General features: G+C 65.4%; 21 protein-coding genes. 12 read left to right on the top strand and 9 right to left on the bottom strand.

Annotated features, from left to right (window positions below; genetic code table 11):
• Positions 1 to 8 precede the first annotated feature (8 nt).
• The 4 genes from LOC56_RS16295 to LOC56_RS11675 all read left to right on the top strand — a co-directional run bounded on the left by LOC56_RS16295 (position 9) and on the right by LOC56_RS11675 (position 7,730).
• Positions 9 to 2,756 carry a helix-turn-helix transcriptional regulator gene (locus LOC56_RS16295; RefSeq protein ID WP_229952441.1) on the top strand — a complete coding sequence of 916 codons (2,748 nt, stop codon included), beginning with the start codon at positions 9 to 11 and terminating at the stop codon, positions 2,754 to 2,756.
• Positions 2,753 to 5,506 (top strand): helix-turn-helix transcriptional regulator, encoded by a 2,754-nt coding sequence (locus tag LOC56_RS11685; protein WP_229952440.1) that lies wholly within the window; start codon positions 2,753 to 2,755, stop codon positions 5,504 to 5,506. The genes LOC56_RS16295 and LOC56_RS11685 overlap by 4 nt, the downstream gene beginning before the upstream one ends.
• A 232-nt stretch (positions 5,507 to 5,738) precedes the next feature.
• Positions 5,739 to 7,253 (top strand): sugar transferase, encoded by a 1,515-nt coding sequence (locus LOC56_RS11680; RefSeq protein ID WP_229952439.1) that lies wholly within the window; start codon positions 5,739 to 5,741, stop codon positions 7,251 to 7,253.
• A 24-nt stretch (positions 7,254 to 7,277) separates the two neighbouring features.
• On the top strand, positions 7,278 to 7,730 hold the full coding sequence (locus tag LOC56_RS11675; protein WP_229952438.1) for an adenylyltransferase/cytidyltransferase family protein: 453 nt from the start codon (positions 7,278 to 7,280) through the stop codon (positions 7,728 to 7,730).
• On the opposite strand, the gene LOC56_RS11670 is transcribed toward LOC56_RS11675, so the two are convergent.
• A complete protein-coding gene (locus LOC56_RS11670; RefSeq protein ID WP_229952437.1) occupies positions 7,700 to 8,596 on the bottom strand; it encodes a glycoside hydrolase family 16 protein in 897 nt (298 codons plus the stop codon). The genes LOC56_RS11675 and LOC56_RS11670 overlap by 31 nt on opposite strands.
• Before the next feature lie 249 nt (positions 8,597 to 8,845).
• Here LOC56_RS11670 and LOC56_RS11665 point away from each other — a divergent pair, with 249 nt between their 5' ends.
• From LOC56_RS11665 to LOC56_RS11655, 3 genes are read left to right on the top strand one after another with little or no spacing between them, the layout of a single operon-like run.
• Positions 8,846 to 9,736: a YveK family protein gene (locus tag LOC56_RS11665; protein ID WP_229952436.1), complete on the top strand. Its 891-nt coding sequence runs from the start codon at positions 8,846 to 8,848 to the stop codon at positions 9,734 to 9,736.
• A 36-nt stretch (positions 9,737 to 9,772) separates the two neighbouring features.
• Positions 9,773 to 10,222, top strand: a complete 450-nt coding sequence (pssD, locus tag LOC56_RS11660; protein WP_229952435.1) for a PssD/Cps14F family polysaccharide biosynthesis glycosyltransferase — start codon at positions 9,773 to 9,775, stop codon at positions 10,220 to 10,222.
• Complete coding sequence (locus LOC56_RS11655; RefSeq protein WP_229952434.1) at positions 10,219 to 10,785, top strand: glycosyltransferase; 567 nt, start codon at positions 10,219 to 10,221, stop codon at positions 10,783 to 10,785. Before pssD ends, LOC56_RS11655 begins: the two co-directional genes overlap by 4 nt.
• Here the strand turns inward: LOC56_RS11655 and LOC56_RS11650 are convergent.
• The 6 genes from LOC56_RS11650 to LOC56_RS11625 are packed head-to-tail and all read right to left on the bottom strand — an operon-like array spanning position 10,726 to position 18,800.
• Complete coding sequence (locus LOC56_RS11650) at positions 10,726 to 12,288, bottom strand: oligosaccharide flippase family protein (RefSeq protein ID WP_229952433.1); 1,563 nt, start codon at positions 12,286 to 12,288, stop codon at positions 10,726 to 10,728. The two genes, LOC56_RS11655 and LOC56_RS11650, sit on opposite strands and share 60 nt — an antisense overlap.
• The gene (locus tag LOC56_RS11645; protein WP_229952432.1) at positions 12,285 to 13,565 is read right to left on the bottom strand and encodes an O-antigen ligase family protein; all 1,281 of its coding nucleotides are present in this window, start codon (positions 13,563 to 13,565) and stop codon (positions 12,285 to 12,287) included. The genes LOC56_RS11650 and LOC56_RS11645 overlap by 4 nt, the downstream gene beginning before the upstream one ends.
• The gene (locus LOC56_RS11640) at positions 13,562 to 14,485 is read right to left on the bottom strand and encodes a glycosyltransferase family 2 protein (protein ID WP_229952431.1); all 924 of its coding nucleotides are present in this window, start codon (positions 14,483 to 14,485) and stop codon (positions 13,562 to 13,564) included. The genes LOC56_RS11645 and LOC56_RS11640 overlap by 4 nt, the downstream gene beginning before the upstream one ends.
• 13 nt (positions 14,486 to 14,498) lie before the next feature.
• Positions 14,499 to 15,245: a CDP-alcohol phosphatidyltransferase family protein gene (locus LOC56_RS11635; protein WP_229952430.1), complete on the bottom strand. Its 747-nt coding sequence runs from the start codon at positions 15,243 to 15,245 to the stop codon at positions 14,499 to 14,501.
• 16 nt (positions 15,246 to 15,261) lie between these two features.
• Positions 15,262 to 18,096, bottom strand: coding sequence for a fibrinogen-like YCDxxxxGGGW domain-containing protein (locus LOC56_RS11630; protein ID WP_229952429.1), 2,835 nt, complete (start codon positions 18,094 to 18,096; stop codon positions 15,262 to 15,264).
• 23 nt (positions 18,097 to 18,119) lie between these two features.
• A complete protein-coding gene (locus LOC56_RS11625; RefSeq protein ID WP_229952428.1) occupies positions 18,120 to 18,800 on the bottom strand; it encodes a hypothetical protein in 681 nt (226 codons plus the stop codon).
• A 372-nt stretch (positions 18,801 to 19,172) separates the two neighbouring features.
• Between LOC56_RS11625 and LOC56_RS11620 the strand changes: the two genes are divergently transcribed.
• The 4 genes from LOC56_RS11620 (at position 19,173) to LOC56_RS11605 (ending at position 22,945) form a co-directional block, all read left to right on the top strand.
• A complete protein-coding gene (locus LOC56_RS11620) occupies positions 19,173 to 20,489 on the top strand; it encodes a cysteine desulfurase (protein WP_331460937.1) in 1,317 nt (438 codons plus the stop codon).
• Positions 20,490 to 20,939, top strand: a complete 450-nt coding sequence (sufU, locus tag LOC56_RS11615) for a Fe-S cluster assembly sulfur transfer protein SufU (protein WP_229952427.1) — start codon at positions 20,490 to 20,492, stop codon at positions 20,937 to 20,939. It abuts the gene before it with no gap.
• 63 nt (positions 20,940 to 21,002) lie between these two features.
• On the top strand, positions 21,003 to 22,079 hold the full coding sequence (locus tag LOC56_RS11610) for a hypothetical protein (protein ID WP_229952426.1): 1,077 nt from the start codon (positions 21,003 to 21,005) through the stop codon (positions 22,077 to 22,079).
• A complete protein-coding gene (locus LOC56_RS11605; RefSeq protein ID WP_229952425.1) occupies positions 22,079 to 22,945 on the top strand; it encodes a hypothetical protein in 867 nt (288 codons plus the stop codon). The genes LOC56_RS11610 and LOC56_RS11605 overlap by 1 nt, the downstream gene beginning before the upstream one ends.
• A gap of 15 nt (positions 22,946 to 22,960) precedes the next feature.
• Here LOC56_RS11605 and LOC56_RS11600 read toward each other — a convergent pair whose 3' ends face one another.
• Together LOC56_RS11600 and LOC56_RS11595 are read right to left on the bottom strand one after the other, a co-directional pair.
• A complete protein-coding gene (locus tag LOC56_RS11600) occupies positions 22,961 to 24,274 on the bottom strand; it encodes a UDP-glucose dehydrogenase family protein (RefSeq protein ID WP_229952775.1) in 1,314 nt (437 codons plus the stop codon).
• A 67-nt stretch (positions 24,275 to 24,341) separates the two neighbouring features.
• Positions 24,342 to 25,955 (bottom strand): sensor histidine kinase, encoded by a 1,614-nt coding sequence (locus LOC56_RS11595; protein WP_229952424.1) that lies wholly within the window; start codon positions 25,953 to 25,955, stop codon positions 24,342 to 24,344.
• 181 nt (positions 25,956 to 26,136) lie between these two features.
• Between LOC56_RS11595 and LOC56_RS11590 the strand changes: the two genes are divergently transcribed.
• The gene (locus LOC56_RS11590; protein WP_229952423.1) at positions 26,137 to 26,949 is read left to right on the top strand and encodes a response regulator transcription factor; all 813 of its coding nucleotides are present in this window, start codon (positions 26,137 to 26,139) and stop codon (positions 26,947 to 26,949) included.
• Positions 26,950 to 26,973: the final 24 nt, after the last annotated feature.

The following is a 26,973-nucleotide window of genomic DNA, read 5'->3' as shown; positions in this document are numbered from 1 at the left end:
GTCTCAAAGTGCAGCTTCATGATGATCAACCAACCTTCCCCCTTCTAACCGCCGCAGACACGCCGGATGCCGCAGCGGGCACAGAAGCCCGGCAGCAGGCCCAGCCCGTCGTCGTCGGCCGGGAACAGGTGCTGGAAGAAATACTGCGGAGCCTGTCCGGGGGTGCACAGGGAACCGGCTGCCTGCTTGTGGGGGAGGCCGGTATCGGCAAGACCGCCGTGATGCAGCACGTGCTCCGGAACCTGCAGGAAGACACGTACATTGTGCAGGTGCGCGGCTCGGAGTTTGCGGGGCGGACGCCGTTTGGTGCATTGACGTTCCTGCTCTCGGACCTGGACCCGGAGTTTTCCAACCATCCGGTGATGATCCTGCGCGGGCTCACACAGCTGGTGTCGGAACGTTCCGGAGGACGGCCCGTGCTCCTGTCCGTGGACAACGCAGAGGAGCTGGACGAGTTTTCAGCCATGGTGCTGACCCAGATGGTGCTTAACCGCAGCGCCGGTATGCTCGTGGCGTTCCGGGATTTCAGTTCCGCCCCGGCGGAATTTGCCGGACTGTGGCGGGACGGCATCCTGGCGCGGGTGGATCTTGAGCCGTTGAGCGTCCCCGAAACAGCTGCCTACCTCGGTGCGCTCCTGGGCGGGACGGTCTCGAGGGCAGCAGCAGCCGCCATCCACGACCACGCCGGAGGCAACCCGCATCTGCTGGCGCTGGCGCGGACAGACTTCCAGGATGCCGGCCGGCTGAAGCTGCATAACGGAAGCTGGATCCTTGCCCCGGGCGATGAAATCCGCGGAGGGCGGGTCGCTTCAGCAGTCATGGGCAACCTCGCCGACCTGCCGCCCGCCCAGATTAAACTGCTCCAGCTGCTGTCGATGGCACAGTCGCTCCCGCTGCCTGTGGTCCTTTCCCGGTTGGACAACGCGGATCTGGACGCGCTGCAGGAAAAGGGAATCGTGACCCTCGCTGCCCGTCCAGTTGTTGATGTGCTGATCTCCAGTCCCGTAGTGGCACGGTCCGTGCGGGCCGGCCTTACCCCGGCGCGGCAGCGGCAGCTCTTCGAGGAACTTGCGCCGGCGCTGAACACCGGACTGGTCCTGGATCCGCTCGTCCTGGCCAGCTGGCTGAGTGCCATCGGCGAAGAGCCGGCCTTGGAACTGGTGCTCCGGGCCGCACGTCTTGCCACCGCCTCGGGGCAGCCGGAGACCGCCGTCCGGTTGCTTTCCGGGGTCATCGACGGCGAGGAAAACGCAGGGACCGTCGTCGAACTCGCACGTGCACGCACAGCCCAGGGCGAATACGGAGCCGCAATGGGAGTGCTGGCGCGTTTCCGCGGCAGCGAATCGGTGCCGTCCGGGCAGGACCGGATCCGGCTGCTGCTCGCCGAGGGCAAGGTGATGTGCATCGAGGCGACCGGACTGCGTGATCCCCGCTCCGCGGAAGTCCCCGCGGAGCCGGCCAGGATGCGGCATACGGATCTCTTTGAGCAGGCGGAACGGGAAATCGCAGACCTCCGTGACGGGACCGGGGGAGATACCGCCGATCTGGTCCGGGAACTTGCTTTGGCCCGCGCAGAATGCCACTCCGCCCATGGCCGGTTCCTGGCCAATGCCACCTACCTGGCTGACCTGGACATCCCCGATGCAGGCTTCAGGATACTGCGGGCCGCCTGGCAGGCCGAGGCGTGGAGCATGACCAACCGCCAGGATGACGCCGTCGAGCTGGCGGGAAAGGTGGAGCGGCTCCTTCAGGGAGCTGAGCTCACTGCCGGTACCCGTGCCCGCGTGGTCAGCAGGCTGCTGCACACCTACGCGCTCACCGGGGCACTGCCCGCCTGCGAGCGGTTGCTTGAGCGGTCCGCTGCCGAGGGCATGGAGGGCACGTACGCGGAATTGGCTGAAGGATTGCTGCATGCCTTCGCCGGCAGGCCGGAACCGGCGCTCGCCGCACTGACCCCCGGGGTCAACCAGCTGACGGTTAGCGGACCCGCGGCGTTCCTTCCGCTCGCTGCTGCCGCGGCAGCGTACTGCCACGCGGTGGAGGGGCGGAGTGAGGAGGCGCGCCGATACCTGCAGGTGCAGCGTTCGGCGGCCGACGGCGGCCCCTGGACGGCTCGCCGCGGTACCCGGCACTTCGCGGCCCTGACCGAGGCAGCACTGGGATCGGAGACCGGCAGTTCCCGCTTTGCGTCACTCGCGGCGCAGGACCACAGGCGGGGGGCCTACGCCTATGAACTGTTGGCCCGGCTGACCGCCATGCGGCTGGGCGACGAGGAAAGCCTGGATGACGTCCTCTCCGTTGCGGCCCACCAGGAAGGGGACTTCGCGTCCTTGTGCGAGCTGTATGCCAAGGGGCTGGGCAACGGGGACTCCCAAGTACTGCTCCGGGCGTCGGAGACAGCCGCCGGAATCGGGCATGTGCTGCTGGCCCGGGAAATCTCGGAACATGCCTTGAGCATCGCCTCGGGGGCCGGGGACCGCGCCACCGTCCGCTTTATCCACCGCAGCCGCCGTGTGGCAGCTCCCGATTCTCCGGCCGAAGCCGCCGACGAGTTCCTTGGCGCACTTACCGCCAGGGAACGCTCCATTGCCCGGAAGGCCGTGGCGGGCACCAGCAACAAAAAGATCGCAGAGGAACTGGGTATCTCCGTCCGGACGGTCGAAGGACATCTTTATCAGGTGTACTCCAAACTCCATGTGGGAAGCCGGCGGGAACTGGCCCGAACTATTGCCGAGCAGTCAGGGGCGAAGAAATGACGCACTGGGGACAGGGCCGCCAACTGTTCGGCCGCGAACGCGAACTTGCAGAGGTGACCAGCCGGCTCTTGGACCCGGGACTGCGCGGCGTGGTCCTGCTGGGAGCCGAGGGGATCGGCAAGTCCTCCCTCGCCGAGCTGGCGGCTGAGCGCCTGAGCTCCATCATGGTTCCGTATTATGTCTGCGGGTCCCCGGTGCTGTCCCGGATGCAGTACGGCATCCTGTCCACTTACCTGGGATCCGCCACGGCTGCAGAAATGGAGTCCCCGCTTGCGGTCCTGCGGACGGTGCGGGCGCACTTCCAGCGGCTGGCGGAAACCAGCGGGATGCAGACCCTGCTGGTGGTGGACAACGCCCAGCACATAGACGAAGCCAGCGCGCACCTGCTTACCCAGCTGGCCATGTCCGGAGAACTGCGTCTGATGGTCATTTCCCGTGCCCGTGCACCGAGGATCCATGAGCTGCTCTCACTGGCACGGGACGGCCTGCTGGCCCGGATAGACCTGGGACCGCTGTCCCGGCACGCCGTCCACGAGTTCTGCGTCAGCGTCCTCGGAGGACCGGTGCTCCAAGCCTCCAGCACACTGTTGAGCCGGATGTCCGGCGGCAACCCGCTGTATGTGAAGGAACTGTTGACCCGGGCCCAGCGGCAGCAGCGGCTCCTGGAAATGAACGGCGCCTGGTATCTGGGGAAAGAGCCTGACAGCCTCGACACCTCCCTGGTGGATCTGGTCAAGGGCATGCTGGCTTCGCGCAATCCCGCAGAACGAAATGTCCTGGAGACGGTCGCGCTCGCCGAACGGCTGCCGCGGTCCGTTCTGTCGGCGGTGTCCGACGACGATGCCGTCCGCTCGCTCTTGATCGACGGGATCCTGGAAATCCTGCCGGACCGGGATGAATCCGTGCATCTGGTGCAGCCGCTGCACGAGCAGATCATCCGGAGCCTGGTTCCGGCTGCCCGCAGTGCCGAGATCCGCGCTCGGATCCTGGGGCGCTACGAGCCCGGATCGCTGCTGGACACGGTGCAACCGGCTTTCTTGGATACCCCGCTTAGATATGCGGAGTGGGCTCTCGACTGCGGCGAACGGCTTTCCCCCGAGGAGCTGCTGGCGGCGGCACGTGCGGCAAACGGAATGGGGGACGCAGTACGCGGCCAGCGTTTCGCTGCCGCCGTTCACCTGCCGGCCTTCCGGAGGGCCGCAGAAGTGGAGCTCGCAGTTTCCTGTGCCAAACAGGGCAGCTACGCACGGGCTCGGACCCATCTCGAAGCACTCAAGACGGGCCCGGGGGAGATCGGCACCTGGGATCAGCGGAGCCTGCAGCGGGCTGCCTTCACAAGTGCGCTGATGCTCCGCCAGAGCAACGCGGACGCCGAGGAAATGATTGCCCTGGCGCAACGCTGGACCGACGTGGCAACAGGGGCTGCCGTAAGGGAGATGGCTTCCGCCGGCACGCCGCCCGGTGTTACCGCGGGGGCGGGAATGCTTGCGGCCGCCGCACTGGTGTTCAAGGGGGACTACGCCGAAGCCCGCACGCGGCTGGCCGCCATCGCAGGCGACGAGGCAGAACCGCAGTCTGCCGACGACGTCGAGCGGGCCCTGATCATCCATGGACTTTATGCGGAAGTGCTGGGAGCGTGCGGCGAGGTGGGACCGGCACTGCAGCAGGCGCAGGCCGCCGCGAACATCCTCGCGGGCAGCGCCGGCCGGTTCCGGAGCTATTCCGGGTTCGTTTTTGTGCGCCATGCCTTCGCCCTGCTCCACGGCGGCCGGTTTGCCCAACTGGAACAGCTGATTGCCAAGATGCACACCGGACCCCAGCACCTGCTGACCGTGCTGGGAGGAACAATGGGCGTTTTCGAGGCTGCCCTCGAAATCCACCGGGGGCGGTTGCAGGAGGGACTGCAGCGGCTGCGTCCGGCCGTGGAAGCGCTCCGCGACAACGATCCCGAGCTGATGCTTCCCTACGCCCTCGGCCTGGCCGGCTACGCTTCGACGGTCGTCGGAGACGGAACTCCTGCCGCCGGGTTCGGCACTCAGGTGTCCGCCGCAGGCTACCCGGGTCCGCGGCATTTGTGGCTTACCGCCCAGGCTTATGCGGCGGCTGCTGAAGCCTCCCAGTCCACCGAGGGGCCCACTTCCGGCAGGCTGGCGGTGCTTGCCGCCGAGGCACGGGCGGCCGGGCTGCGCAGCAGCGAAAAGGACATCCTGGAACTGTGCCTTGCCGTGGGGGACCTGACCCAGGTGGGACGGCTGGCCGAGCTGACGGCGGACTTCGAGGGCGCAGAAGCCCAGGCCCTGCACACCTACGCTGCGGCGGTTGCCTCCGGCAACCCCGACCGTATGGTTGCCGCCGCCGAGGACGCGATCGGAGCACAAAAGTACCTGGTGGCTGTGGAGAGCATCGGCCATGCCATCCGCTTCTACGGTAACCACGGAAACCTGCGCCGTCAGCGCGCGCTTATCCAGCAGCTGCGGCGGCGAAGGGAGGAACTGGCGGGAGTGACCGTCTCGTACCTGAGTCCCTCGCTGCATCTCGTCCGCCTCACCCGGCGGGAACACGAGATTGTGGCCCTGCTGCTGTCCGGGGCCACCACCAAGGACATTGCAGGCCACTTCACGCTGTCCCAACGGACCGTGGAGGGGCATGTATACCGGATTTACGTCAAGCTGGGGATCAGCCGGCGGGCGGATCTGGAATCTGCCTACCGTGCCCTGGAACCAGGCCCCCGCAGCAGTTCCCTGCTCTAGCGGCTGCTGTCCGGGCAGCGGGCAATACGGGGGCCGGAATTCCCGTCGGTTATGCGGAACGCCGCGGCCCAAGAGTTTCATCTCCCAAATTGGGTAGTTGGCTGCACGTGGCACAAGTTTGTGGCCCATGGCCGGGTATCCGGTACTCGTGCCAACTGATTTCCCAGCTCCTAGGCTTGGCCCGATCCAGTATCAAACAGGTCTTTTTCGGGTGGTTCACGGGGGACGAATGATGACGGCGGTACAAGAACCAGCGGCTGAGGTCCGGCAGGCTCCGGGCTACACCTTTCCGAGCTTCACCACCAAGGGGATCTTTGGCAGGGCCGGGCAACCCACAGCAGCTGCGTGGAGACGGCGGTACCGCCGTATCCTCGCGGCCTCTGATGCCGTCGTGGTGTCCGTTGCCGTACTGGCCGGATACCTCTGGCGGTTCGGCCCCGAACCAGCCGGTGCGCGGGTGGGGCCGTTCACGTACCTGTGGGTCTCCCTTTTTATCAGCGCGGCCTGGATGTTGGCGCTGCATATCTACCGCAGCCGGGATGCGAGGATCACCGGCATCGGCACTGACGAATACAAGCGCGTCGTCAATGCGACAGTCACCCTGGCGGGAAGCCTGGCGTTCACGGCCGTGGTCTTCGATGTGGACATCGCCCGGGGTTACTTCGGCTTCGTCCTGCCTGCGGGCGCCGCCGGGTTGATCAGTAGCCGCTGGTTGCTGCGGAGATGGCTCTGGGCCCAGCGGCGGCAGGGGGATTATCTCTCGAAGGTGGTGGTTCTGGGACGGGCACGGGACGTGCGATACGTGGTTCACCAGATTGCCCGGAAGTCCGCGTACCAGGTTGTGGGAGTGGCGCTGACCGGGAAGCCGCGCAGTTTCTTCGACGTGGACGGTGAATCGCTGCCGGTGGTTTCGGACGAGCGGTCAGTGGTCGACGCCGTCCGCCGCGTGGGTGCCGATGCCGTCATTGTTGCGGGGCCTACCAAGGGCGGCAGCCAATACGTCCAGGAACTGGGGTGGGAGTTGGAAGAATCGGCAACCGAACTGATCCTGACAACGGGCCTGACCAATGTCGCCGGCCCTCGGATCCATTCCCGCCCCGTCGAGGGCCTGCCCCTGATGCATGTGGAACTGCCGCAGTACTCCGGGGCGCGGCACGCCGTCAAACGGATTTTCGATATTGCCGTCTCGGGTGTTGCACTCGTTCTTCTGCTCCCGTTTATGGTGCTGCTCGGCATGCTGGTCACACGCGACAGTCCCGGCCCGGCCCTGTTCCGGCAGGAACGGGTGGGACGCGGAGGACGCAAATTCCTGATGCTGAAGTTCCGTTCCATGGTGGAAACGGCCGAGGATGATCTGGCCGGCCTCTTGGACCGCAATGAAGGCGCCGGGCTGATGTTCAAGATCCGTGCAGACCCCAGGGTCACGAAAGTGGGTGCCTGGATGCGTCGTTACTCCCTGGACGAGCTGCCGCAGTTCTGGAATGTCCTCATCGGGGACATGTCACTGGTGGGCCCTCGGCCACCCCTGCAGCGCGAAGTGGACGGCTACCCCAGCCGGGTGCACCGCCGCCTCTATATCAAGCCCGGCATCACGGGCATGTGGCAGACCAACGGCCGCTCTGACCTTAGCTGGCAGGACAGCGTGCGCCTGGACCTCTATTACGTCGAGAACTGGTCCCTGACAGGGGACCTGATCATCCTCTGGCGCACCGTGGTCCAGATGTTCAAGCCGCTTGGATCCTACTAACCCACGTCCTACGAAGGAGAAACCATGGGCATTCGAATAGGCTATGCCGCCGGCGCGTTTGACCTGTTCCACGTAGGCCACCTCAACATCCTTCGTCAGGCCCGCACGCATTGCGACGTCCTCGTCGCGGGTGCCGTCTCGGACGAACTCTGCCTGGCCACCAAAGGCCGGCTCCCCGTGGTTCCCCTGAACGAACGCATGGAGATACTGCGGCACATCGACCTGGTGGACAGGGTTGTCAGCGAGACGTCGCCGGACCGCCTGCGGATCTGGCAGGAAGTGGGATTCAATGTCTTCTTCAAGGGAGACGACTGGAAGGACACCGCAAAGGGCAGGGCCATTGAGCGCAGCTTCGCCGCCGTCGGCGTGGAAGTGGTGTATTTCCCCTATACGGTCCACACCTCGAGCACGGTGCTGCGGCGGGCACTTGAAGTACTGTCCACCGGTCAGCGGGGGAGTTCCCAGACCCTGACGTAGTCGATTTCGAAGGGAGCGCGATCCACGGTGACCGAGGGATCAACCGGATCCGGATAGCCCCAATACTTCGAGCCGTACTGAAGGTTCAAGCGCATGTGGAACTTCGCTCCCGTTCCAAACGCAACGTCGTAGGCCGGATAATCTTCCCGCAGGACCTTCTTATAGAGCAGTCCGTCGATGTACCACGCCATGCCCGTGGGCGTCCATTCGAAGGCCCAGACATGGAACTCGGTGTCCAGCCCCGGGATTGCCGGCGTCCACCCGCTGGTCTTGTTCTGTCCGGACTGGTCGAAATGCAGTGACGCCTGCGTCCGGCTGCGGGTTGAGAAACTATACGGGGAGGATGCCGCGGTCCCGTACGCCTCCATGATGTCGATTTCTCCTTCGGTGGCGCTGTTGTCGGGACGGAGCCAGAAGGCGGGCCAGATGCCTTGGGACGAGCCCGGAGGCAGCGGCAGCCTTGCACGGATTTCCCACCGACCGAACTCCTGCGAAAAAATACCGGCGCTGTCCACATATCCCGTGACAAACGGACGGTCTTCGTTGCCTGGGATCGGCGCCTCAAGGCGCTGACCGGTGATGGTGAGCATCCCGTTTCGGACGGCCACCTGGCTACTGGCGATCAGGGCACGGTCATAGCTGAGGGAGCCGTGCGTGGACCGGTCTCGAACCGTCCACCGCTCCAGGCCCGAGTCGAACTCGTCCCGGTGGACGGGAATGCCCCACTCGGGCAGGTAAGCCTCGTCCGCGCCAAGCGCACGATCAAGGACTAAATCGCTGGTGCGGCTTTCCCGTCCGGCGTCCCCGCCAGAAGGCAGCGCAACAAGCAGGAACGCAATCAGGAACAAACCGGGTACCAGCAGCATCGTCGCCGCCCTGATCGGCGGCGGGGTCAATTTTGTTATTTCGGCCCTTAAATCCACATCGTCCCCCGCGGTGCCTATTTGTATCTATTGCGGTACTACTCGGGTAAATTTGGGGGGCGAACCGCGGCGCCCGGGTATAAAGATGAGCATCGCATTTCCAGAACGGTTATTTTTACTCGTGCGGCGCCTCCCTGCCAACTCTAGGATGAATTGTATCAACGCGCCACTGCTTCGCTGGGGGAAAACAGCATGGGTAAAAATTCATTCGTCTCAGTCATTGAATTGAGAGTTATTGTGGGGGTAATCATGCGCCGATGGCTTCTGATAGTGACAATGGCGCTGCTCTTTGGGGCGGCAGGGCTTGTCCTCGGAGTAGCCGTGCCCGTGACCTACTCAGCCGGCGCATCGCTGACCGTTGCACCGCTCACTACCTCACCGTTCGCCTCCTCGGCGCCGCAGCAGGTGAACATGGCCACCGAGCGCGAAGTGATGGCCTCGAGGGAAGTTGCCCAAACTGCAGCTGAGAGCCTGGACGATGTGACTGTGGATGAGCTGATGGAACAGACTTCCGTCGCAGCGCCCACGGGTTCGCAGGTCTTGAAGGTGAGTGTGCGGGATGCAGACGCGCGAACGGCTGCTGACCGGGCCAATGCACTGGCCCAGGCCTACCTCGATTTCCGAAGGGCTGGCGCCGGTGAAATCGCCGCAGGGCAGATCGAACTGCTGAATCAGCAGGTCGCGGAGTTGACGTCCGCCGATTCCCTGTCGGAAGCGGAAAGGGATGAGCTGTCCGCGCTGCACGAGCAGTTGACCGAGCTCAGCCTTGTCGGTGAAATTCCAGGCCGCGTTATTTCCTCCGCCGCCGTTCCAACTGCCCCGGCTTCCCCGGGGGTCATGGTTTACACGACGGCCGGGGTGGCGCTCGGCCTGCTCGTGGGCTGCACGTTGGCGCTGGCGGGCGCCAGGAGTAGCCGAAGGAGCACGTCCGGGGAGCGCGGTAAGCGTCATTCCGATTCCCTGCCCGCTGATGTGCGCGATGGCGGGGGAGCCGTCGGAGCACATCGCACCGGCGCGGACAGGCCTGCCGGTCCGGCCGATAATCCAGGCCGCGAAGCAACGGGCAACCGGGTCCAGGTCTAGGGCCGGCAGCGCCGGAATCTACGGGGGAGGAACGGTATGAGGATCCTATTAGTTAGTTCCGGCGGCGGGCATCTGGCCCAACTACTGCCCCTGCGTCCATGGTGGGGAAAGCAGGAGCGGCGATGGGTTTCCGTTCGCCAAAGCGAAGTGGAAAACACGTTGTCCGGCGAGAGCGTGGTCTGGGCGCACTTTCCCACCACCCGGAGCGTTCCGAATGCGTTGCGAAACCTGTTTCTTTCCTGGCCCACCCTCAGGAACTTTCGGCCCGATATCCTCGTCTCCGCGGGCGCCGGCGTCAGCGTTCCGTTCTTTATCATGGGAAAAATTCTGGGAATTCGCACCGTATATATCGAATGCTTTGATCGGATCACATTACCGACACTGAGCGGGCGGATCTGTTATCCGCTGTCTGACGTTTTTTGTATTCAGTGGGAAGAGCAGAGAGAATTTTATCCGGATGCAGTCAATATAGGGCCCCTGCTGTGAATTCCCCGGAATATCGGATTATTGTGTCCCTCGGTACTGACTATCACCGGTTTGACCGGCTGGTGCATTGGATCGACCATTGGCTCGGTCTGTTCGCGGAACCGCCGTCCTGTCTGGTGCAGCACGGTTCCAGCATCGCCCCGCAGCTGGCGAAGGGCATAGACCGCATGCCCCGTTCCGAACTTCTGGACCTCTACCGGGACGCTGACCTGGTGGTGGTGCAGGGCGGTCCCGGTTCGATTCTTGATGCCAGGGAAGCGGGCCATATTCCGGTAGCTGTCCCTCGGCTACCGCAGCTTGATGAGGTGGTCGACGCGCACCAGCTCGCCTTCACCAAGGCCATGCAGGAACGGGGGGAGGCAGTGATGGCCACCCGGTTGGAAGAGTTGATCCTGCTGGGGGAGGCGGTGCTGCGGAGCCCGGGACAGGCACGAACAGTGCCGCGGCCCCCTGGCGGGGCGGAAGCAGCCGGGGTACTGGGCCGGGCTGTCACCGACCTCGTTTCAACGCCGCCCCAGCGGCATACCCTCCGACGGTTGCGGCAGGTGTGGCTTCGCCGCTAGCGCAGCCAGGCCCAAAGGACGCCGCAGGGCGGCCAGCAACACCGCGTAAAGGGTGCCGCCGCACACGAGGAGAAGCAGCAGTCCGTGGAAGGTTGGACCCGTTGCCCAGCGCAGCAACCAGCCACCGAGACCGAAAACGGAAAACGCCAAAGCCGCCGGGAGCGCCACTACGTTGAGCCGCAGTCCGATACCCAGGAAGACCCGGACCTGGAAAGCGGCCAGGCCTGTGTCCACCAGGGCCGCAGAGGACCAGGCAATCACAGCTCCGTACAGGCCCAGGGCGGGAACCAGGAACAGGTTCAGAATGAGAGCCACGGCAAGGGCCGCGATTTTATTCAGGAGCTGCCAACGGCTGCGTCCGGACATCAGCAGCACGCTCTGGACTCCGCCCGCGGAAACCACCAGGAGCATGGTGGCGGCAATAACGGTGAACGCGCCGGAAGCTACATCGAACCCCTCGCCGAAGATGCGCAGCACCGGAGCACCGAAAAGAAGGTAGACAAGGTACAGCGGCCAGGCCCCCAGGATCAGCAACCGGGTGACGGAATTGAAGAGCCGGGCAGCCGAAGCCACGTCTCCCACCGCGAGGGCCGCGCTGAGTGAGGGGCCGGAAACAATCCGTGCGGTATGGTCCAGCATGCTTCCCAGCCTGATGCACCGGTTGACCACCCCGTAGACGCCGGCAGCTGCTGGACCGAGGAAAACCGCCACGGCCAATACATCCACCCATTCGAGCAGGATCTCCACTCCGGAGCTCGCTCCACGTGCACCGGAAAAAGACCAGAACGTGCGCCGGGACGGGGCGCCGGAACCGGTCCGTGGCTGTTGTGGTTCTGGGGCAGTACGGTGGATCCTGAGCGTGCGCCGCAGAAGCAGGGCCGCCGCAAGACAGACGATTAGTACCGGGACGGACCAAGCGGCGGAAAGGGCGCCGATGCCGGCACCTATCCCGATGGCCGCACAGAGCCCTGCCAGCCGAAGCAACGGCAGGGCCAGATTCTGGAGCGCTGCAAACCGGATGATTTCTCCGCTGCCGCGCAGCGCGCCGAACAAGACCGTCATCAGGCTTCCGATAATGATGAACGGGGCAGCGGAACGGATGCCTGCTTCCACATCGGCACCCCAGAGGTCCGCTACGGCAGGAGCCGCCACCCACAGGGCAACAGCTACTGAGGTAGCGGCAACCGCAACCGGTACCAGCGCCGTGGACAACAGGGAAGCAGCCTCATGCTCCCGGCCCATCGCCCGGCCGGCGGAGAGGAACCGCACCAGCCCGGTATCTGCACCAAACGTACACAGGGTGGTGAGGATTGCGAAGGAAGCACTGATTTGGAAAAAGACGCCTGCCCCTTCGGCGCCCAGCCTATTGCTCACCAGGAGCGTAGTGCCGAAGGCCAGAGCGGATCCCGAGAGAACCAGGAGCAGCGAAACCGTCCCCGTGCGGGCCAGTGTGCCGCCCGGGGGCCGGGCCGGACCTCCGCCCGGCTGCCCGGCGGCACTCACTCCGCTCCGTAGCGGCCGCGCAGGAGCAGTGCCAGGACCACGAACACTGCAGTCAGCTGCATAACGTCAAATCCGTAAAAGGGGACCATCACGAGCGCTGCCACTGGAACGCTGTGCAGCCACAGTCCGACGGTGGACGGAGTATGCCAGGTGCGCAGTACGGCGCCGGCCAGAAAATACAGGAACAGGCCCAATCCCACCAGACCGTAGGAGAACATCAGCATCCAGAGATACCCCTGCGTACCCAGGGAAACCCCGATGGTCTCTTCCAACTGCGGGGTGCCGTAGCCAAGCAGCGGCCGTTCCAAGGTTGCCTGCCATGTCTGCCGGTACAGGCTCAGGCGACCCGAGGTGCTGTCGCTGTACAGCTGGCGGTCGAGGATCTCCTGCAGAGAGCCAGTTGCCACGATCGTTCCGCCGGCCAGCAGCACCCCGGCAAGGCCCAGGGCTGCCGCTGCAATCCGTCCCCGGAAGGCCAGACGGATGACCACGTAGACCACGGCGGCGCCCAGGCCCACGAGCATTCCCCGGTTGCTGGTTGCCAGCGCCGGCCAGAAGGACACCGCCATGCCCAGCACCAGCAGGGCCTTGGCGAGCGGCGATCGGACCAGGGCGACGGCGGCGCAGGCTACCGGGGTCAGGACCGCAAACATAACGCCCCAGCTGTTGGCGTAGGGAAACGGTGCTGCGGGGCGGTTGAAGGCTTCCGGGGCGCCTCCGGGGTGTTGGACCTCGGCAAGGGGAGGCAGAACCAGGTTCCGCACCAGGGGGTTTTCGAGCAGGGCATCCGGAAGAATCAGCCCCACGGGAGTGGTGAGGCGGTAGTCGGGGAAGTAGATGGCGGTGATCCCGAGAAGCACAATCGCCAGCCACATCGCCAGCAGAGCGTAAACCACCTTGCGCACCGGCAGGCTATCCCGGGCATTGATGACGTACAGCAGGAAAATTCCCACTGCCAACAGGATCCCGCTGCGCTGTCCGTAGGCCAGCAGTGAAGCTCCGGAGAGCAGGTTGATGCCGGCTGCCGCTACCCAGACCAGGAAAGCGGCCCACGGCAGGATCCCCGGGACCAGCAGCGTGCCTCCGCGGGCCAGCATCAGTACAGCCATGACTCCCGCCAGGATCAACGGCATAAAGGCTGCTGCCCCCAGGGCCCACCAAAGGGGGAAGCCAACCAGCAACAGCATCAAAGGCCAGGCTGGAAGCGGTTGCCGGACCAGCTCGGCTGCCGGAGACGAAAAGTTCAGGTCCCGCCGCGTCAGCGCAGTGGCGCTCAAACCCCTCGCCCCCTCTTCTGCACAAACGCCAGGAGGGTGTCCGCGGAGACGGCACCCGTTGCCACGAGGACTGCGGCATAGGCCCGGACCTGGGCAGGATCGCGTCGCAGGGCGCTGCGGGCCCACCTCCAGGCCTCGCTCCGGTGCCCCAACGCGGCGTGCGCAAAGGCTACCTGCCCGGCAATCCGGGCCGTCCCCACAGCGCTGGTGGAGAACTCGGGAAACTTCCGCAGCAGATACGTCAGGCCGGCGACGAGCATCTCCCATTTTCCGGCGTACATCGAGTGTTCGCCCCAGCGCACCAGCACCAGGGGTTCCTGCACGCAGCGGACGTGACCGAAGCGGGTGGCCCGCAGGAGCAGGTCATAATCCTCCCCGTAGGAGGCGGGCAGTGTTTCGTCAACGAGCCCGATCCGTCCAGTGAGATCGGCCCGCCGGTAGAGCAGGGACGAGGAATGGACGGCGGTAACCCGCGAGCGGAGCAGGTCCCGGAATCCGACCCTGGATGGAGGGGTGCGGACGGCCATGGAGGTATCCGAAATCAGCCGAAGGCCGGCGCCGATGGCCACCGCTGCCGTGTCCAGGCTCCAGGCGGCAAGCTGGCGGCTTAGCTTGGTTCGTTCCCACGCGTCGTCGTCGTCGCAGAAGCCCACATACACACCCCCGGCAGCGAGGATGCCGGTATTGCGGGCGCCGGCAAGTCCGGGGGAGCGGTGGTTGGTCATTACGGTCAGTGTCCTGCCCGGCGGGACTTGAACATCGTCGAGCGGATCCGCGGACACTCGATCGAAGACTACGAGGACCTCGACCTCCCCGGTGTAGTCCTGTGCCAGGGCGGCACGTACGGCATGGCGCAGGAGGACCCGACGGTCCACCGTAGTGATCACCACGCTCACGGTCGGAGAGCTGGAGTTGTTCACGGCAGGATTCCTTTCACAACGAGACCAAGGAGCGGTACTTGCGGCGCATTGAGGCAGCACCGGCCAAGAGGTTGAGCAGGAACAGGCAGCCATAGGCGATGAGGAACCCACCCTGGTTACCCCAGCAGGCAAACACCCAGCACAGGACGCCTGCATCGGAGGGAAGCAGCAGGAAGGAACGCAGCCGTGACGGCGCCGGCTCCGGGCGGCCGGCCTGCCGGTGCCGGCGGACTAATTGCTCCGCCAGGATCTGGCTCATGAAGTGCCCGGTCGACAGGAGGCAGTACAGCACCGGCAGCGCCAGCATCAGGCGGGAGGCATCTGTGTGGAGCGCCCATCCGCCTAATACAGCCAGATGGACGGCCGGGGTCCGGACGGAATCCACCACGTGGTCCAGCCACTCTCCGGCCGGGCCGCCGCGCCCGGTCACCCGTGCCACTTGGCCGTCAGCGGAATCCAGCACGTAGCCTGCCGCGAGCAGCACGGCGGCAGCCATACCTGTGATGACCCCGGGCGGCCGCAGGAGCAGCAGCAGGAGCCCGCACAGGGACACTGCTGCGCTCGCCGCCGTCACCATGTTGGGAGAAATCCGCAGGGCGACGGCAGCAGCGGCGGCATAGCGCGCGAGCCTGCGGTTGATCCAACGGGTATAGGCAGGGACGCCTGCTCCCGGCTTCTGCGCCTCGTCCAGCTGCGCCAGGCAGTCGCGGAAGGATACCCCGCCGGTCCTATCCCGCTCGGCGGCAGGTGCCCTGTTCAACTCCCGACCCCGCATTTCATCGGTGCAGGTTCATGGACGCGGTGAGATCGAAACTGGCGCTCGGGGTGGAGCGGTAGTTGGAGTGGACCTCCGCGCTGATCACGTTGGTGCCGGCGGTAAAAGCGCTTCCGGGCACGGTAACCACCACGGGTGCGGCCACCGCTGCGGCCGTACTGGGGGCTGCAGTGGCGTAGGTGTTGTGGTTGGGTGTTCCCGCAGGCATATTGGCGCGCGCTACTTCCACGCCGTTCACATAGACCACCACGCCGTCGTCGGCCCTGGTGGTCAGGGTTACCGAGGCTAATTGCGACGGGTCGGGAACCTGCACGGTTTTGCGGTAGTGGCTGGAAAGCGGTTTGGTGCCGCTGGCCGTCAGGGTTGTGCCCAGATTCGTGGTGCCCCAGCCGAGCGCAGCAGTTCCGGTGCTCCAGCCGGCGTCATTGAAGGCGGTGCCGGTCCATCCCGTTGGAGGCGCTTCCCCGCTGAACCGGTACTTCCACTGGCTGCCGGCTGGAATCAGTGCCTGCGGAGCAGGGGGAACAACGCCCGTCGACCCGGCCGCCGCCGTCGTCGCCGAGAAATTGCCGGCGGCGTCCGCAGCGCGGACGTAGTAACGGGCCCCGGCGACGGCGGGCAGTGAGAATGTGGTGGCCGTGGTGGTGGCTACCACGCGGTCGTTGCGCAGCACATGGTAGAGAGCGGGAGAGCCCGCTGCAGCGGACCAGCGAAGCGTGTCGTTTCCACCGGCGCTGCTGACAGTGAACCCGTCCGGGGTGGAAGGGGCCGTGGCATCGGCGGGGGCGAACCGTGCGTAGCCGCCCGACCACTGGTTTCTGCCGGCGGAGGATACGGAGGAGACCAGGTCTCCGCCCGCCCACAGGATGCCGCGGCTGTCCACAAATGCGGACCAGATTCCGTACCCGGCCCGTCCCTTCATCACCGGGTTGAATCCCGGAATGTACTCACCGGTGCCGGCGTCCCAAGCGCCGATCAGGTTGATTTTGTCCGCCATCTGGAAATTCGATCCGACGCTGGGCCAGGTGGACGCCCCGCTGTAGTTCCAGTGCCCGCAGTGGCAGGAGCCGTAGACAATGCCGTTGGCTGCGCTGACATCCTGGAAATCTCCGCCGGACAACGTGATGTTCGTGGACTGGCGGGTGAGGGTAGCGGTGTCGAAGCTGAAGAGGGAGTGCTCCGCACCGCCGACCCATACGCGGTTGCCCACTTCTTCAATACCCTGCTGGTATCCCGCTCGGTCACCCGAGCTGGGGACGAAGTCCCAGGGCACCACCGAGGCGCCGGCTCCGGTGCCGATGGCGGCGGCACGGTAAGTGTTGGCCGTGTTCGAGGTGGAGAAATAGCCGGCCGCGTAGAGGCGCTGGCCGTCTGCTGAGGGGTCCACATCCACGACTGTCCCGTTGAAGGCCGGGTTCCAGGTGCCGTCCGGCTGGCCGGTGGCTGCGGCCACCCTTGCAGCGGACCGTGCGTAGACGGGGTTGCCGGTGGCGCCGGTGAGGTGTGTGAAGGCGCCGCCGACGTACAGCCAGCCCTCCCTGACCTCGAGGCTGCGGATCTGCACCGCGCCGCCGCTGACCCGGTTTTCGACGCCAAGCCGCCACCCCGGGGCGGCGGCACCGCTGACGGGATCTATTGCGGTGACCGCACCGGCAGGCTGACCGTTCAGGGTGCTGAAGGTGCCTCCGATGGCAAGGGTTCCGTTGGGGAGTACGGCCAGGGCCTTGACCTGGCCGTTGAGGTTGGGCCGGAAACCCGAAATCCATTCGCCCGTGTTTACGTCGAAACCGGCGAGGTAGGACTGTTCCACGCGCCCGGTGCCGGCGGAGTCCTTCTGGACATAGCGGAAGTTCCCCGCCACGTAGACGGTGTTGCCGATCTGTGCGAAGGCCTGCACCTCGGAGTTCAACTCACCGGATCCGTTGGCCAGCCCGGTAACTCCCCACGACGTCGGTACGGCGCCGGTCTCCGGGCGGGCCTGCTGGGTGTTGCCGGGCGTACCCGATGCCGGGAGAGCAGTGAACCCCGCGTTCGCCTGCGTCAGCTTGGGCCGCAGATAAATCTGGGTGAACGGACGCGGGTTGCCGGCGGTGGCGGTATTCGACCAGATATAGGTTGAAGCCGAGTTCTCGCCGCGGGCCTGGCTGCCGTAAGCGAAGCCCTGCGTCCAGGCCTGCGCTTCGGCTTCGGAGGTCACCACGCGTGAATAGGTTTGATCCGTACCGAAACTGGCGGTCCGGCCGCCGGTAAAGGCGGTGGTCCCGAAGCTGCCGGAGGTGACCGGTGTGGCGGATCCCAGTGCCCAGGACCAGCGGGGCTGGTTATCGGTGCGGTAGCGTACTTCCTGCCATTCGCTGCCGGTCTTATCCAAGGCCCGCCGCAGCCGGACGCCGTCCTCAAGCTCGTCGGGCGCCTGTCCGTTGAGCAGCCCGTCCACCAGGTCTGACGGCAACTGGCGTGGGGTGAAGGCGCCCGTGCCGGTCACCGTCCCGCGTACCTGGGCAGGTGTGCCGACGCCTTCGTAGAGTTCCTTCCATCCCTCGCGGCCGCGTCCGATCAGCACCCAGCCGCCGCCGTCGGTGGTTTGGTCGCAGTAAAACTGCTCCGGTGCGGCCATGGCTGGTGTGAGCAGCCAGTACACACCCGACGGCGCGGACGGGCTGGTCTGTTTGATCTCCCAGCAGGAGGCAGCCGCCGATGCCGAAGATGCCCCGTCGACCGCGGCCGGTTCCGCCGTGCTGGCCGGAAGGGCGGTAGCCAGTGTGGCGGTGGTTGCGAGCGCAGCCAGGGCCGCACACAATGCGGCGGATCTCCTGGGGCGGGGCAGGTTTTTCATTGTTGGTCCTTTGGGCAGGTGGGTCAGCAGGCAGGGTCGTCTGGAAAACTGTGGGATACGACTTTCCAGGTGCCGTCGCGTTCCTGGAGGTCGTAGTAATTGAGGGATTTTCGGCTGCCGGGTTCCGTTGCCGCCAGCAGCACTTGTCCGTCCTGGTCCTTCAATTCCATGGCGCTGGAGTCGATGCAGATGGACAGCCTGCGGATCGGTCCGCCCTCAGCTTCCAGGTCCTCTACTGCCTGCACGGACAACACTTCGGCGGGACCGGATTGGATCCATCCGTTGTCCTGGAATTCCTCGAACTGTCCCGTGAGCTCGCCGAGCGCGGATCCGTCCGCGATCCGGGAGTAGTCGGGTGGGGTACCGCGTTCGTTTTCGTTCGGCTCCACCCGCATGGCGGACGCCGTCTCGATGAAGCCCAGCAAAGCCTCGCGGGCGGGTTCCGGCAGTTCCCACAAGGCCGGGGACTCGGTGCCCTCCGGCACGGGGGTGGCACCGCCGTCGGTTTCGGGGCCCTCGTTGTCGGTCCCGGTGACTGCTTCCGCAGGTCCGCCCGTTGCAGGCGGTTTTTCAGCAACGGGAGTGGATCCCGACGCGTCGCGGGGATCCGCACTTTGGCCGGGAGCGTGTGGAACGGCAGTCCAGGCCCCGAAACTGAGCAGGCCGACCACGACTGTTGCCGCCAGGACGTAGACGGTTCTCATTCGGGACGCCCGGGTAGTGCCCCCGCTAGCGGTACGGGGAGGAGGATTACGCATGTGTACCTCGAAATCTGTGAGACCTAGGGGTGACCATAGGGAGGCAGCCGCAGTCGGGGAAGGGTTTTCGTGCAGGTCAAGAGTCGGATCGAAAAAAACGGGTGAAGTACGGCTATCCACGCACGTAGTTCTGAGCATTTCGGACGGTGCCGGAGCGTACTCACAAGTAACCGGGGATGCGCGCGCCCGGAGCAGGTCCGTCGAACTAAGGCTGGACTCAGGTGCGGCTGGTGTTCACACCGTGGAATGATTAGCGCAGACTTGTTTTGCGTAATGCCCGCAGGGTGTTGGTCGGTCTCTAGCTGAGGAGATTCTTTCGTGCCTGTTGTTTCCACTCCCGCCAGCCTCCGCCGCGTCGGCGGTCCCCTGGACAATGCCGAGGTGGAGAGGATCCGCAACGACTTTCCGATCCTCGACCAGGAGGTCAACGGGCACCGGCTTGTCTACCTTGACTCCGGCGCCACCTCCCAGAACCCGCTGAGCGTCATCGAAGCCGAGCAGGAGTTCTACGAGCAGCGCAATTCCGCGGTCCACCGCGGCGCGCACACCCTTGCCGTCGCGGCCACCGACGTCTACGAACAGGCCCGCGAAACGGTGGCGGCCTTCATCAACGCCCGCCCCAATGAGCTGGTATGGACCTCCAACGCCACCGAAGGCCTGAACCTCCTGGCCTACTCGTTTTCCAACGCTTCCCTGGGCCGCGGGGGAGAAGCGGCAGCCCGGTTCGCGTTGAAGCCCGGAGACGAAATAGTCGTCACCGAAATGGAGCACCACGCCAACCTGATCCCGTGGCAGGAGCTCGCGGCCCGCACCGGAGCAACTCTGCGGTTCATCCCGGTGGACGACGACGGCGCGCTCCGGCTCGAGGAGGCCGAGCACATCATCGGGCCGCGCACCAGGATCCTGGCGTTCAGCCATGCCTCCAACGTGCTCGGCACCATCAACCCGGTGGAGACCCTGGTGGCCATGGCGCACCGCCACGGCGCCCTGGTGGTGCTGGACGCATGCCAGTCCGTGCCGCACCTGCCGGTTGATGTGAAGGCGCTCGACGTCGACTTCCTGGTCTTCTCCGGGCACAAGATGCTCGGGCCCACCGGCATCGGCGCCCTTTACGGCAAGGCCGAACTGCTGGATGCCATGCCGGTGTTCCTCACCGGCGGGTCCATGATCACCACGGTGACGATGGAAAAGGCCGCCTACCTGCCGGCACCCCAGCGTTTCGAGGCCGGAACCCAGCGGATCTCGCAGGCAACGGCCCTGGGCACGGCAGCGAACTACCTCACCGAGACAGGGATGGACCGCATCCACGCCTGGGAAGCCACGCTCGGCCAGCGCCTGGTACAGGGCCTGGAGCAGATTGACGGGATCCGCGTGCTGGGTCCGAAGGCCGGCGAGGAGCGGATCGGCCTGGCGGCGTTCGACGTCGACGGCGTCCACTCCCACGACGTCGGCCAGTTCCTGGACGACCAGGGGATTGCCGTGCGCGTGGGACACCACTGCGCCCAGCCGCTGCACCGCCGGCTGGGGCTGGTCTCCACCACCCGTGCCAGTACGTACCTCTACAACACCACGGACGACGTTGACGCGTTCCTTGCCGCAGTGGCCGGCGTCCGTCCGTTCTTTGGAGTGAAGTAAATGAGTTCGGACCTGCAGCAGCTCTACCAGCAGATCATCCTGGAACACGCCAAGCGGCGCCGCGGCGACGGCCTGGCAACGGCCCCGGACGGGGTTGCTTCGGGGGAGTCCCACCAGTTGAACCCCACCTGCGGCGATGAGATCACCCTGCGGGCCGCCGTCGACGGTTCCACCGTGGACGGCATCAGCTGGGAAGGACAGGGCTGCTCCATCTCAATGGCGTCTGCTTCTGTGCTGACCGAACTTGCGGCCGGTCTGGAACGGGACGACGTACTCCACTTGGTGGACGAATTCCGCACGTTGATGCGTTCGCGGGGCAGCATTGAACCGGATGAGGAAGTGCTCGGCGACGCCGCGGCCTTTGCGGGCGTGGCCCGCTACCCGGCGCGGGTCAAGTGCGCCATGCTCGCCTGGGTTGCTTTGGAGGAAGCGCTGCTGGCGGCAAACTGACGCTCCGCGTGCGGCGGCGTGTCGCCGACGTCGGGCGAGGAGTTGGGTCCGTAGGGTGGCGGCATGACCAGCCAACTGGATACCTCCGTCTTCCGCGACCCCGTGCCCGCAGAGGAGATTGCAGCCCAGCGGCCCACCGGTATTGCCGGACTGGTTGCGGGGTCCAGGCTGTTCCTGGCGGGTTTCGCAGCCGCCTGCCTGGCAGTATGGCTGGTCTGCTCGATGGGTATTGCTGAAGCAGCGGTGGACTCCTTTAATCTGGACGCGTCAGCGGTCAATGTGGGATCGGGGATCTTCCTGGCCGGACTCCTGGCCGCCGCGGTCGGTTTCCTGCTCCAAGGCGCGAAAGAGGATCCGCGGATCACGGCCGCAAAGCTGAGCCGGTTCGTACAGCGGAACGGGTTGTCCTACAAGGAGGACCCCAAGCTTCCCAGGATTGATGCCACCATCTTCGGAGAGGGCCACCATCCGCAGTCCTCGAAGCGGTTCCGCAACGGACCTGCCCATCCTTTTCCGTTCGAGGTCGCGCATTTCTCCTACCGGACGGGCTCGCGGTCCCGGAACCGGAACGACCGGCCCTCGGTCATAACCTGGACCTACGCCGCGGTCACCGCGGAACGGCGGCTGCCCCGGATGCTGCTCGATGCCAAGGGAAACGACCCCTGGTTTGGCTCCAGCGTGCCGGTCAGCCTCGCGAAGTCGCAGCAGGTTCCACTGCCGGAGGACCTGGACCGCCACTTCACCCTGTACGCCCCGGAGGGGCACGAAGCAGCGGCCCTGGCCGTCTTCACGCCGGAGGTCCTGCGCCGGTTGCTCGCGGAAGCGCCGGGGTTCGACGTCGAAACCGTGGACGATTCCATCGTCTTCTTCACCCGCGGGGAACTTGATCTGGGCAGCCAAGGAACCTGGGAACGGCTCTCGCAGGTCATCTTCGGGCCCGGTGCGGCACTGGTGGGAATGGCGAACGGCCCGGTGTCCGCGCAGCGGTTCGCCAGTGGCGCCGCGCAAACGGTGCCTCCGGAAGGCCGCACGCTTAAACGCCGCACCCTTACCCCCGCACTGATCTGGACCTTGGCCGGTTTCGCCGTCCTCGTGCTGGCGCGTTTGCTCCTTACCGGACCACTGAACGGACTGATCTAATGGGTTTTCTCGATTTCCTGGACGGTACCAAGCGTGCCGCCAAAGCCTCGGCGGCAGCAGCCACGGAGGCACTGGTGGCTGACCTAACCGCTGCTCTTCCCAAGGATGCGACGGTGTCGGCGCGTTCCTGGGGTGTTGGCACCACGACGTACACCGCAGCGGTTACCGGTTCCCGCCGGGAGCTGCCCATCCTGGTGTCCCGGCTGAACGGGGCGATCCACGGGTTGGGCCGCACCGATGATCTGGAGGTGCGGATCGAGGAGTCGGCTGCTCCCGATGCCCCTTTTTCCTCGTTGCTGATTATCGGGCAACATAGGGACGCGGACGTGCTCGCCTTCCTCGTGCGGATGCATGAGGAGTTGCTGGCAGGGTTCCCGAGGGCGTCGGTGCTGGTGGACGGCTCCTACGGAGGGTTCACCGTCAGCGGGGTGGCGCGCGACGACGCCGTGCCCGCCGCCCGCCGCCTGGTCACCTGGTGGGAGGACATGCTGGCCGCGGAACTGGAGCGCTGGCCGATGTCCGAGGTCGAAATGACTATCGGCGGGACAGCCGAGGAACCGGAAATCAGCTACTCCGTGGCCTTGGACGAACCGGAAGACGGTGCTGCACCGGTGTCCCTCGAGGAGAAGCGGCAGGAAGCCCGGCGTGCGGTTGCCGCCTGGATCCAGAGCCTTCCTGATCTGGAGGCACTGGCCAAGACCCGGGTCCGCCCCGGCTATGCCGTGCGGTTCAGCTTCACGCCCACGAAGTTCAAGCCGCGGGTGGTTGTGGAGGACCTGGAAACCGGCGACGAGGATGAGGACGAGACCGCCGAGATGGTTGCCGCAACCCGGTACCACCATCCTGCGTCGACGGTGAAGGCCTGAGTCCCGGGCGTAGTGTCAGGGCCGGCCCATGCCGCGGTAGTTCCAACCGGCGGCCCGCCATGCGGTCGGGTCGAGGACATTGCGGCCGTCGATAATGTTTTTATCCGCAACCAGGGCGCTGACCGGCACCGGGTCAAGGGACCGGTATTCCTTCCACTCCGTTAACAGCACCACGGCATGGGCACCCAGCAGCGCGTTCGCGGTGTCCGGTTCGTAGTTCAGTTCGGGGAAGCGGCCCTTGGCGTTCTGCAGGGCCTGGGGGTCGGCCACGGTGACGGTGGCGCCCTGGAGCTGCATCTGGGCCGCGGCGCTCAGGGCAGGGGAGTCGCGGACGTCATCGCTCTCCGGCTTGAAGGCGGCACCCAGGATGGTCACCCGCTTGCCCAGCAGGGAGCCGCCGCAGATTTCGCGTGTCATTTCCACAACCTTGGAGCGGCGGCGCATGTTGATGGCGTCCACCTCACGCAGGAAGGTCAAGGCCTGGTCGGCGCCCAGTTCCCCGGCCCGTGCCATGAACGCACGGATGTCCTTGGGCAGGCAGCCGCCGCCGAAGCCGACGCCGGCGTTCAGGAAGCTCCGCCCGATGCGCTCGTCCATGCCGATGGCGTCGGCCAGGGCCGTGACGTCCGCACCCGACGCCTCGCAGACCTCCGCCATGGCGTTGATGAAGCTGATCTTGGTGGCCAGGAAGGAATTGGCTGCGGTCTTGACCAGTTCGGCCGTGGCGTAGTCGACCACCATGCGAGGGGTTCCGGTGGATAAAGGAACGGAATACACCTCATCCAGTGCGGCGACGGCGGCGGCTCCGGCAGCGCCGTCGGGCACGCCGTAGACAAAGCGGTCAGGGGTTAACGTGTCCTGCACTGCGTGACCCTCGCGCAGGAATTCCGGGTTCCAGGCCAGGACCGCTTCCGGCGCGGTTTCGGTCAGCTGATCGGCCAGGCGTGCCGCGGAGCCCACCGGGACGGTGGACTTGCCAACCACTATGTTGCCCGGCAACAGGTACTGCGCGAGGCCGGCGACGGCCGCATCCACATACCGCATGTCCGCTGCGTACTCGCCTTTCCGCTGGGGCGTTCCCACGCAGACGAAGTGGACGTCAGCGCCGGCGGCGTCTGCCAGGTCGGTGCTGAACTTCAGGCGGCCGCTCTCCAACGCTTCGGCAAGAAGCTCGGGCAGGCGGGGTTCGAAGAACGGGGCGCGGCCGGCGGCGAGGTCTTCGATCCGGGCGGCGTCGACGTCGATCCCTACAACATCATGTTCAAGCTTGGCCATGGAAACCGCGTGTACGGCCCCCAGGTAGCCGCAGCCAATAACGGAAATACGCACTGTCACCCTAGTTCCTCACGGTTGTTTTACCGCCAACAACCTTATCCTTCATGCGGTGCCTATCGAATCAGGGCACCGTCACAGGCAGCTCCACCTGGAATGTACTCCCCACACCAAGCTCCGAGCTGAACGAGATCCGCCCGCCGTGGGCTTCCACTATCGACTTGGTGATGACCAGACCCAGGCCCACGCCGGGAATGGCCGCCTTCTTCACCTGGCCCGTGCGGAAGAACTTGGTGAACACGTCCCGCTGGTCGGCCTCGCTCATGCCGATACCGCTGTCCTCCACCTCCAGCATCAGGTTCCCTTCCTCCATCCGGGAGCGGACGGTGACCTTGCCGCCGTCGGGGGAGTATTTAATGGCGTTGCTGAGCAGGTTGTCCAGTACCTGGGAGATCCGGCCCGGATCCACCAACGCATGCAGCTCCGCTTCGCAGTCGCAGCCCAGGTCCACGCCGATGGCGGTGGCTCGGGGGCGGGCGGAATCCAGGGCTACGCGCACCAGCTCGGCCACATCGGTTTCGGAGCGTTGCAGGTGCATCGTTCCGGAGGCCGTGGTCAGCAGATCCGCCACCAGCAGCAGCAGCCGTTCGGCGTTGCGCTGGGCTACCTCCAGGGCGTTCACGAGGTGCCCCGGAAGGCCCGAGGTCTCTTCGTCGTCGATCACGAGGTCGAGGTAGCCGATGATCGAGGTCAGCGGGGTCCGCAGCTCGTGGGAGACACTCGAGACAAAGTCCTCCCGGGCATTGAGTGCGTTAACCATCTCCGTGACATCGCTGTAGGCCAGCACAGACCCGGCGAATTCGCCCTGTTCGTGCATGGCGCGGGCACAGACGGCGAGGGCACGCTGCCGTTCCCCGGTTCCAACCCAGACAATGACGTCCGAAAAAGACTCCTCGCGCATGGCCCGCTGGGAAGGCCTTTGCGCCTGGGTCACGGGGGTGAGCTGGTCCAGACCGTAAATCCGGGCGTCGCTGCCCGTGTCTGCTCCATCAGTGAGGCCGGCCAGCGCATGGTTGATCCGCTGGCGGCTGTTCATCAGGATGGTCCGGCCTTGAGCGTCCACCGCCATCACGCCCACATCGACCGTTTCCAGCACGGCGTCCAGCAGCTGTGAGCGTCGACGGGTCTCCTGCAGACTGGCCTGCAGTTCGGTTTCAATCGCCACAAGCCGTTTCTGCTGGGAGGTGGTATCCGATTCCATCGTCGAAATCACCACACCCATGGCAAACATGATGAACGGGACGAGGAGGGGGGCCACCAGATCCTCGCGGTTGGGGAAACCGCCCGCCTGCATAAACAGCGGAGCCCAAAGCAGCAACGTGGTGCAGAGATAGCTGAGTATCCACGCCAGGCGCGGTGCAGCACCGGACCAGGCCATCCAGAAAACGGGGAAGACCGCCAGAAGACTAAGCCCGATCACCGAATTGCGGCCTTCGTAATAGAGGCCGCCCACAACCGCGAAATCCAGCACCGGGATGCACCAATAAGCCAATGGTGAATACCGTTCCCACGGAACCACTACGCATGCCAGTGTCAATGCGGCAAGAAGTACCAGCGCGAATTGAAAACTATGGCTGTGAAGTAGAGTCGGGGCCACCACCGCGGTAATCACGATCGCTATGGCAACCGATATCAGCAGCGGCTGCTGGCTCACCAGCAGCCGGCGCCGAAGACTCAATTCATTAAACTGCGATTTGATAACAGGAAGCGTGGCCACTCGGTCTTTGAGACTGGACATGAAAAAAGGGAACCCCCGGATTCCTGTAGTGGTAGCTCAGAGTATAGGGGTGCTCCTGTAGGATACCGAGCAAGGGGAGCGGGGATTCAGAAGGTCTCGCAGGACAGGAAAAAGTAAAAACATGGAAATTCAACGTGTAGCCGTCATCATCGAAGACGACGCAGATATCCGCGATCTTCTCAACGCAGTTCTGCAGCAGTCAGGTTTCAACGTCTTTACTGCCCCGAACGGCTCCGAAGGTGTTGAAGCAGTGCGGCTGCACAACCCCACCGTGGTCACGTTGGATCTGGGCCTTCCGGACATTGACGGGTTCGAGGTGATCCGGCAGCTGCGGCAGTTCAGTGATGCCTACATCGTGATGCTCACCGCCCGCGCCGAGGAGCTTGACACCCTTATGGGGCTTGAAGCCGGCGCGGACGACTACATCACCAAGCCCTTCCGGCCCCGGGAACTGCGGGCCAGGATTTCAGCCATGCTCCGCCGTCCCCGCGGGGAGTCAGCCAGCGACACCGAGACGACCGTTTCCGTTGATGCTCCTTCAGCCCCCGGCCAGGGAACCGCGGCCCCCGCGGCACCGGCACCGGCACCGGCCCCCGCAGCCGCCCCGGGCACGCTTGCCCACAACGGTCTGACCCTGAACCCGGGTACGCGCACCACTGAAATCCACGGCAAGGGCGTAGAACTGACCCGCACCGAGTTTGACCTGCTGCAGGCCCTCCTGGAGGGCGGCCGCCTGGTGCGGACCAAGACGGACCTGGTCCGGCGGCTGCGCGGCGAGGAATACGACACCGGATCCTTCATCAGCGACGCCGATGAGCGGACCGTGGAAGTGCACGTGGGTAACCTGCGCCGCAAACTCGGGGACGATTCGAAGGCACCGCGCTGGCTCGAAACCGTACGCGGCGTCGGCTACCGTCTGGCTCCGCAGGCCTGACCCGCCGGCCCCGGCGCTCGATCC

Source organism: Arthrobacter sp. zg-Y179, assembly GCF_020907345.1.
GTDB lineage: Bacteria > Actinomycetota > Actinomycetes > Actinomycetales > Micrococcaceae > Arthrobacter_B > Arthrobacter_B jinronghuae.
This window is presented reverse-complemented; position numbering and strand designations above follow the sequence as displayed.

What these genes read in the sequence shown, in the direction of transcription:
- LOC56_RS11685 (WP_229952440.1), top strand. Translation starts at nt 2,753, where the DNA reads ATGACGCACTGGGGACAGGGCCGCCAACTGTTCGGCCGCGAACGCGAA.
- LOC56_RS11680 (WP_229952439.1), top strand. Translation starts at nt 5,739, where the DNA reads ATGACGGCGGTACAAGAACCAGCGGCTGAGGTCCGGCAGGCTCCGGGC.
- LOC56_RS11675 (WP_229952438.1), top strand. Translation starts at nt 7,278, where the DNA reads ATGGGCATTCGAATAGGCTATGCCGCCGGCGCGTTTGACCTGTTCCAC.
- LOC56_RS11670 (WP_229952437.1), bottom strand. Translation starts at nt 8,596, where the DNA reads ATGCTGCTGGTACCCGGTTTGTTCCTGATTGCGTTCCTGCTTGTTGCG.
- LOC56_RS11665 (WP_229952436.1), top strand. Translation starts at nt 8,846, where the DNA reads ATGGGTAAAAATTCATTCGTCTCAGTCATTGAATTGAGAGTTATTGTG.
- pssD (WP_229952435.1), top strand. Translation starts at nt 9,773, where the DNA reads ATGAGGATCCTATTAGTTAGTTCCGGCGGCGGGCATCTGGCCCAACTA.
- LOC56_RS11630 (WP_229952429.1), bottom strand. Translation starts at nt 18,096, where the DNA reads ATGAAAAACCTGCCCCGCCCCAGGAGATCCGCCGCATTGTGTGCGGCC.
- LOC56_RS11625 (WP_229952428.1), bottom strand. Translation starts at nt 18,800, where the DNA reads ATGAGAACCGTCTACGTCCTGGCGGCAACAGTCGTGGTCGGCCTGCTC.
- sufU (WP_229952427.1), top strand. Translation starts at nt 20,490, where the DNA reads ATGAGTTCGGACCTGCAGCAGCTCTACCAGCAGATCATCCTGGAACAC.
- LOC56_RS11610 (WP_229952426.1), top strand. Translation starts at nt 21,003, where the DNA reads ATGACCAGCCAACTGGATACCTCCGTCTTCCGCGACCCCGTGCCCGCA.
- LOC56_RS11605 (WP_229952425.1), top strand. Translation starts at nt 22,079, where the DNA reads ATGGGTTTTCTCGATTTCCTGGACGGTACCAAGCGTGCCGCCAAAGCC.
- LOC56_RS11590 (WP_229952423.1), top strand. Translation starts at nt 26,137, where the DNA reads ATGGAAATTCAACGTGTAGCCGTCATCATCGAAGACGACGCAGATATC.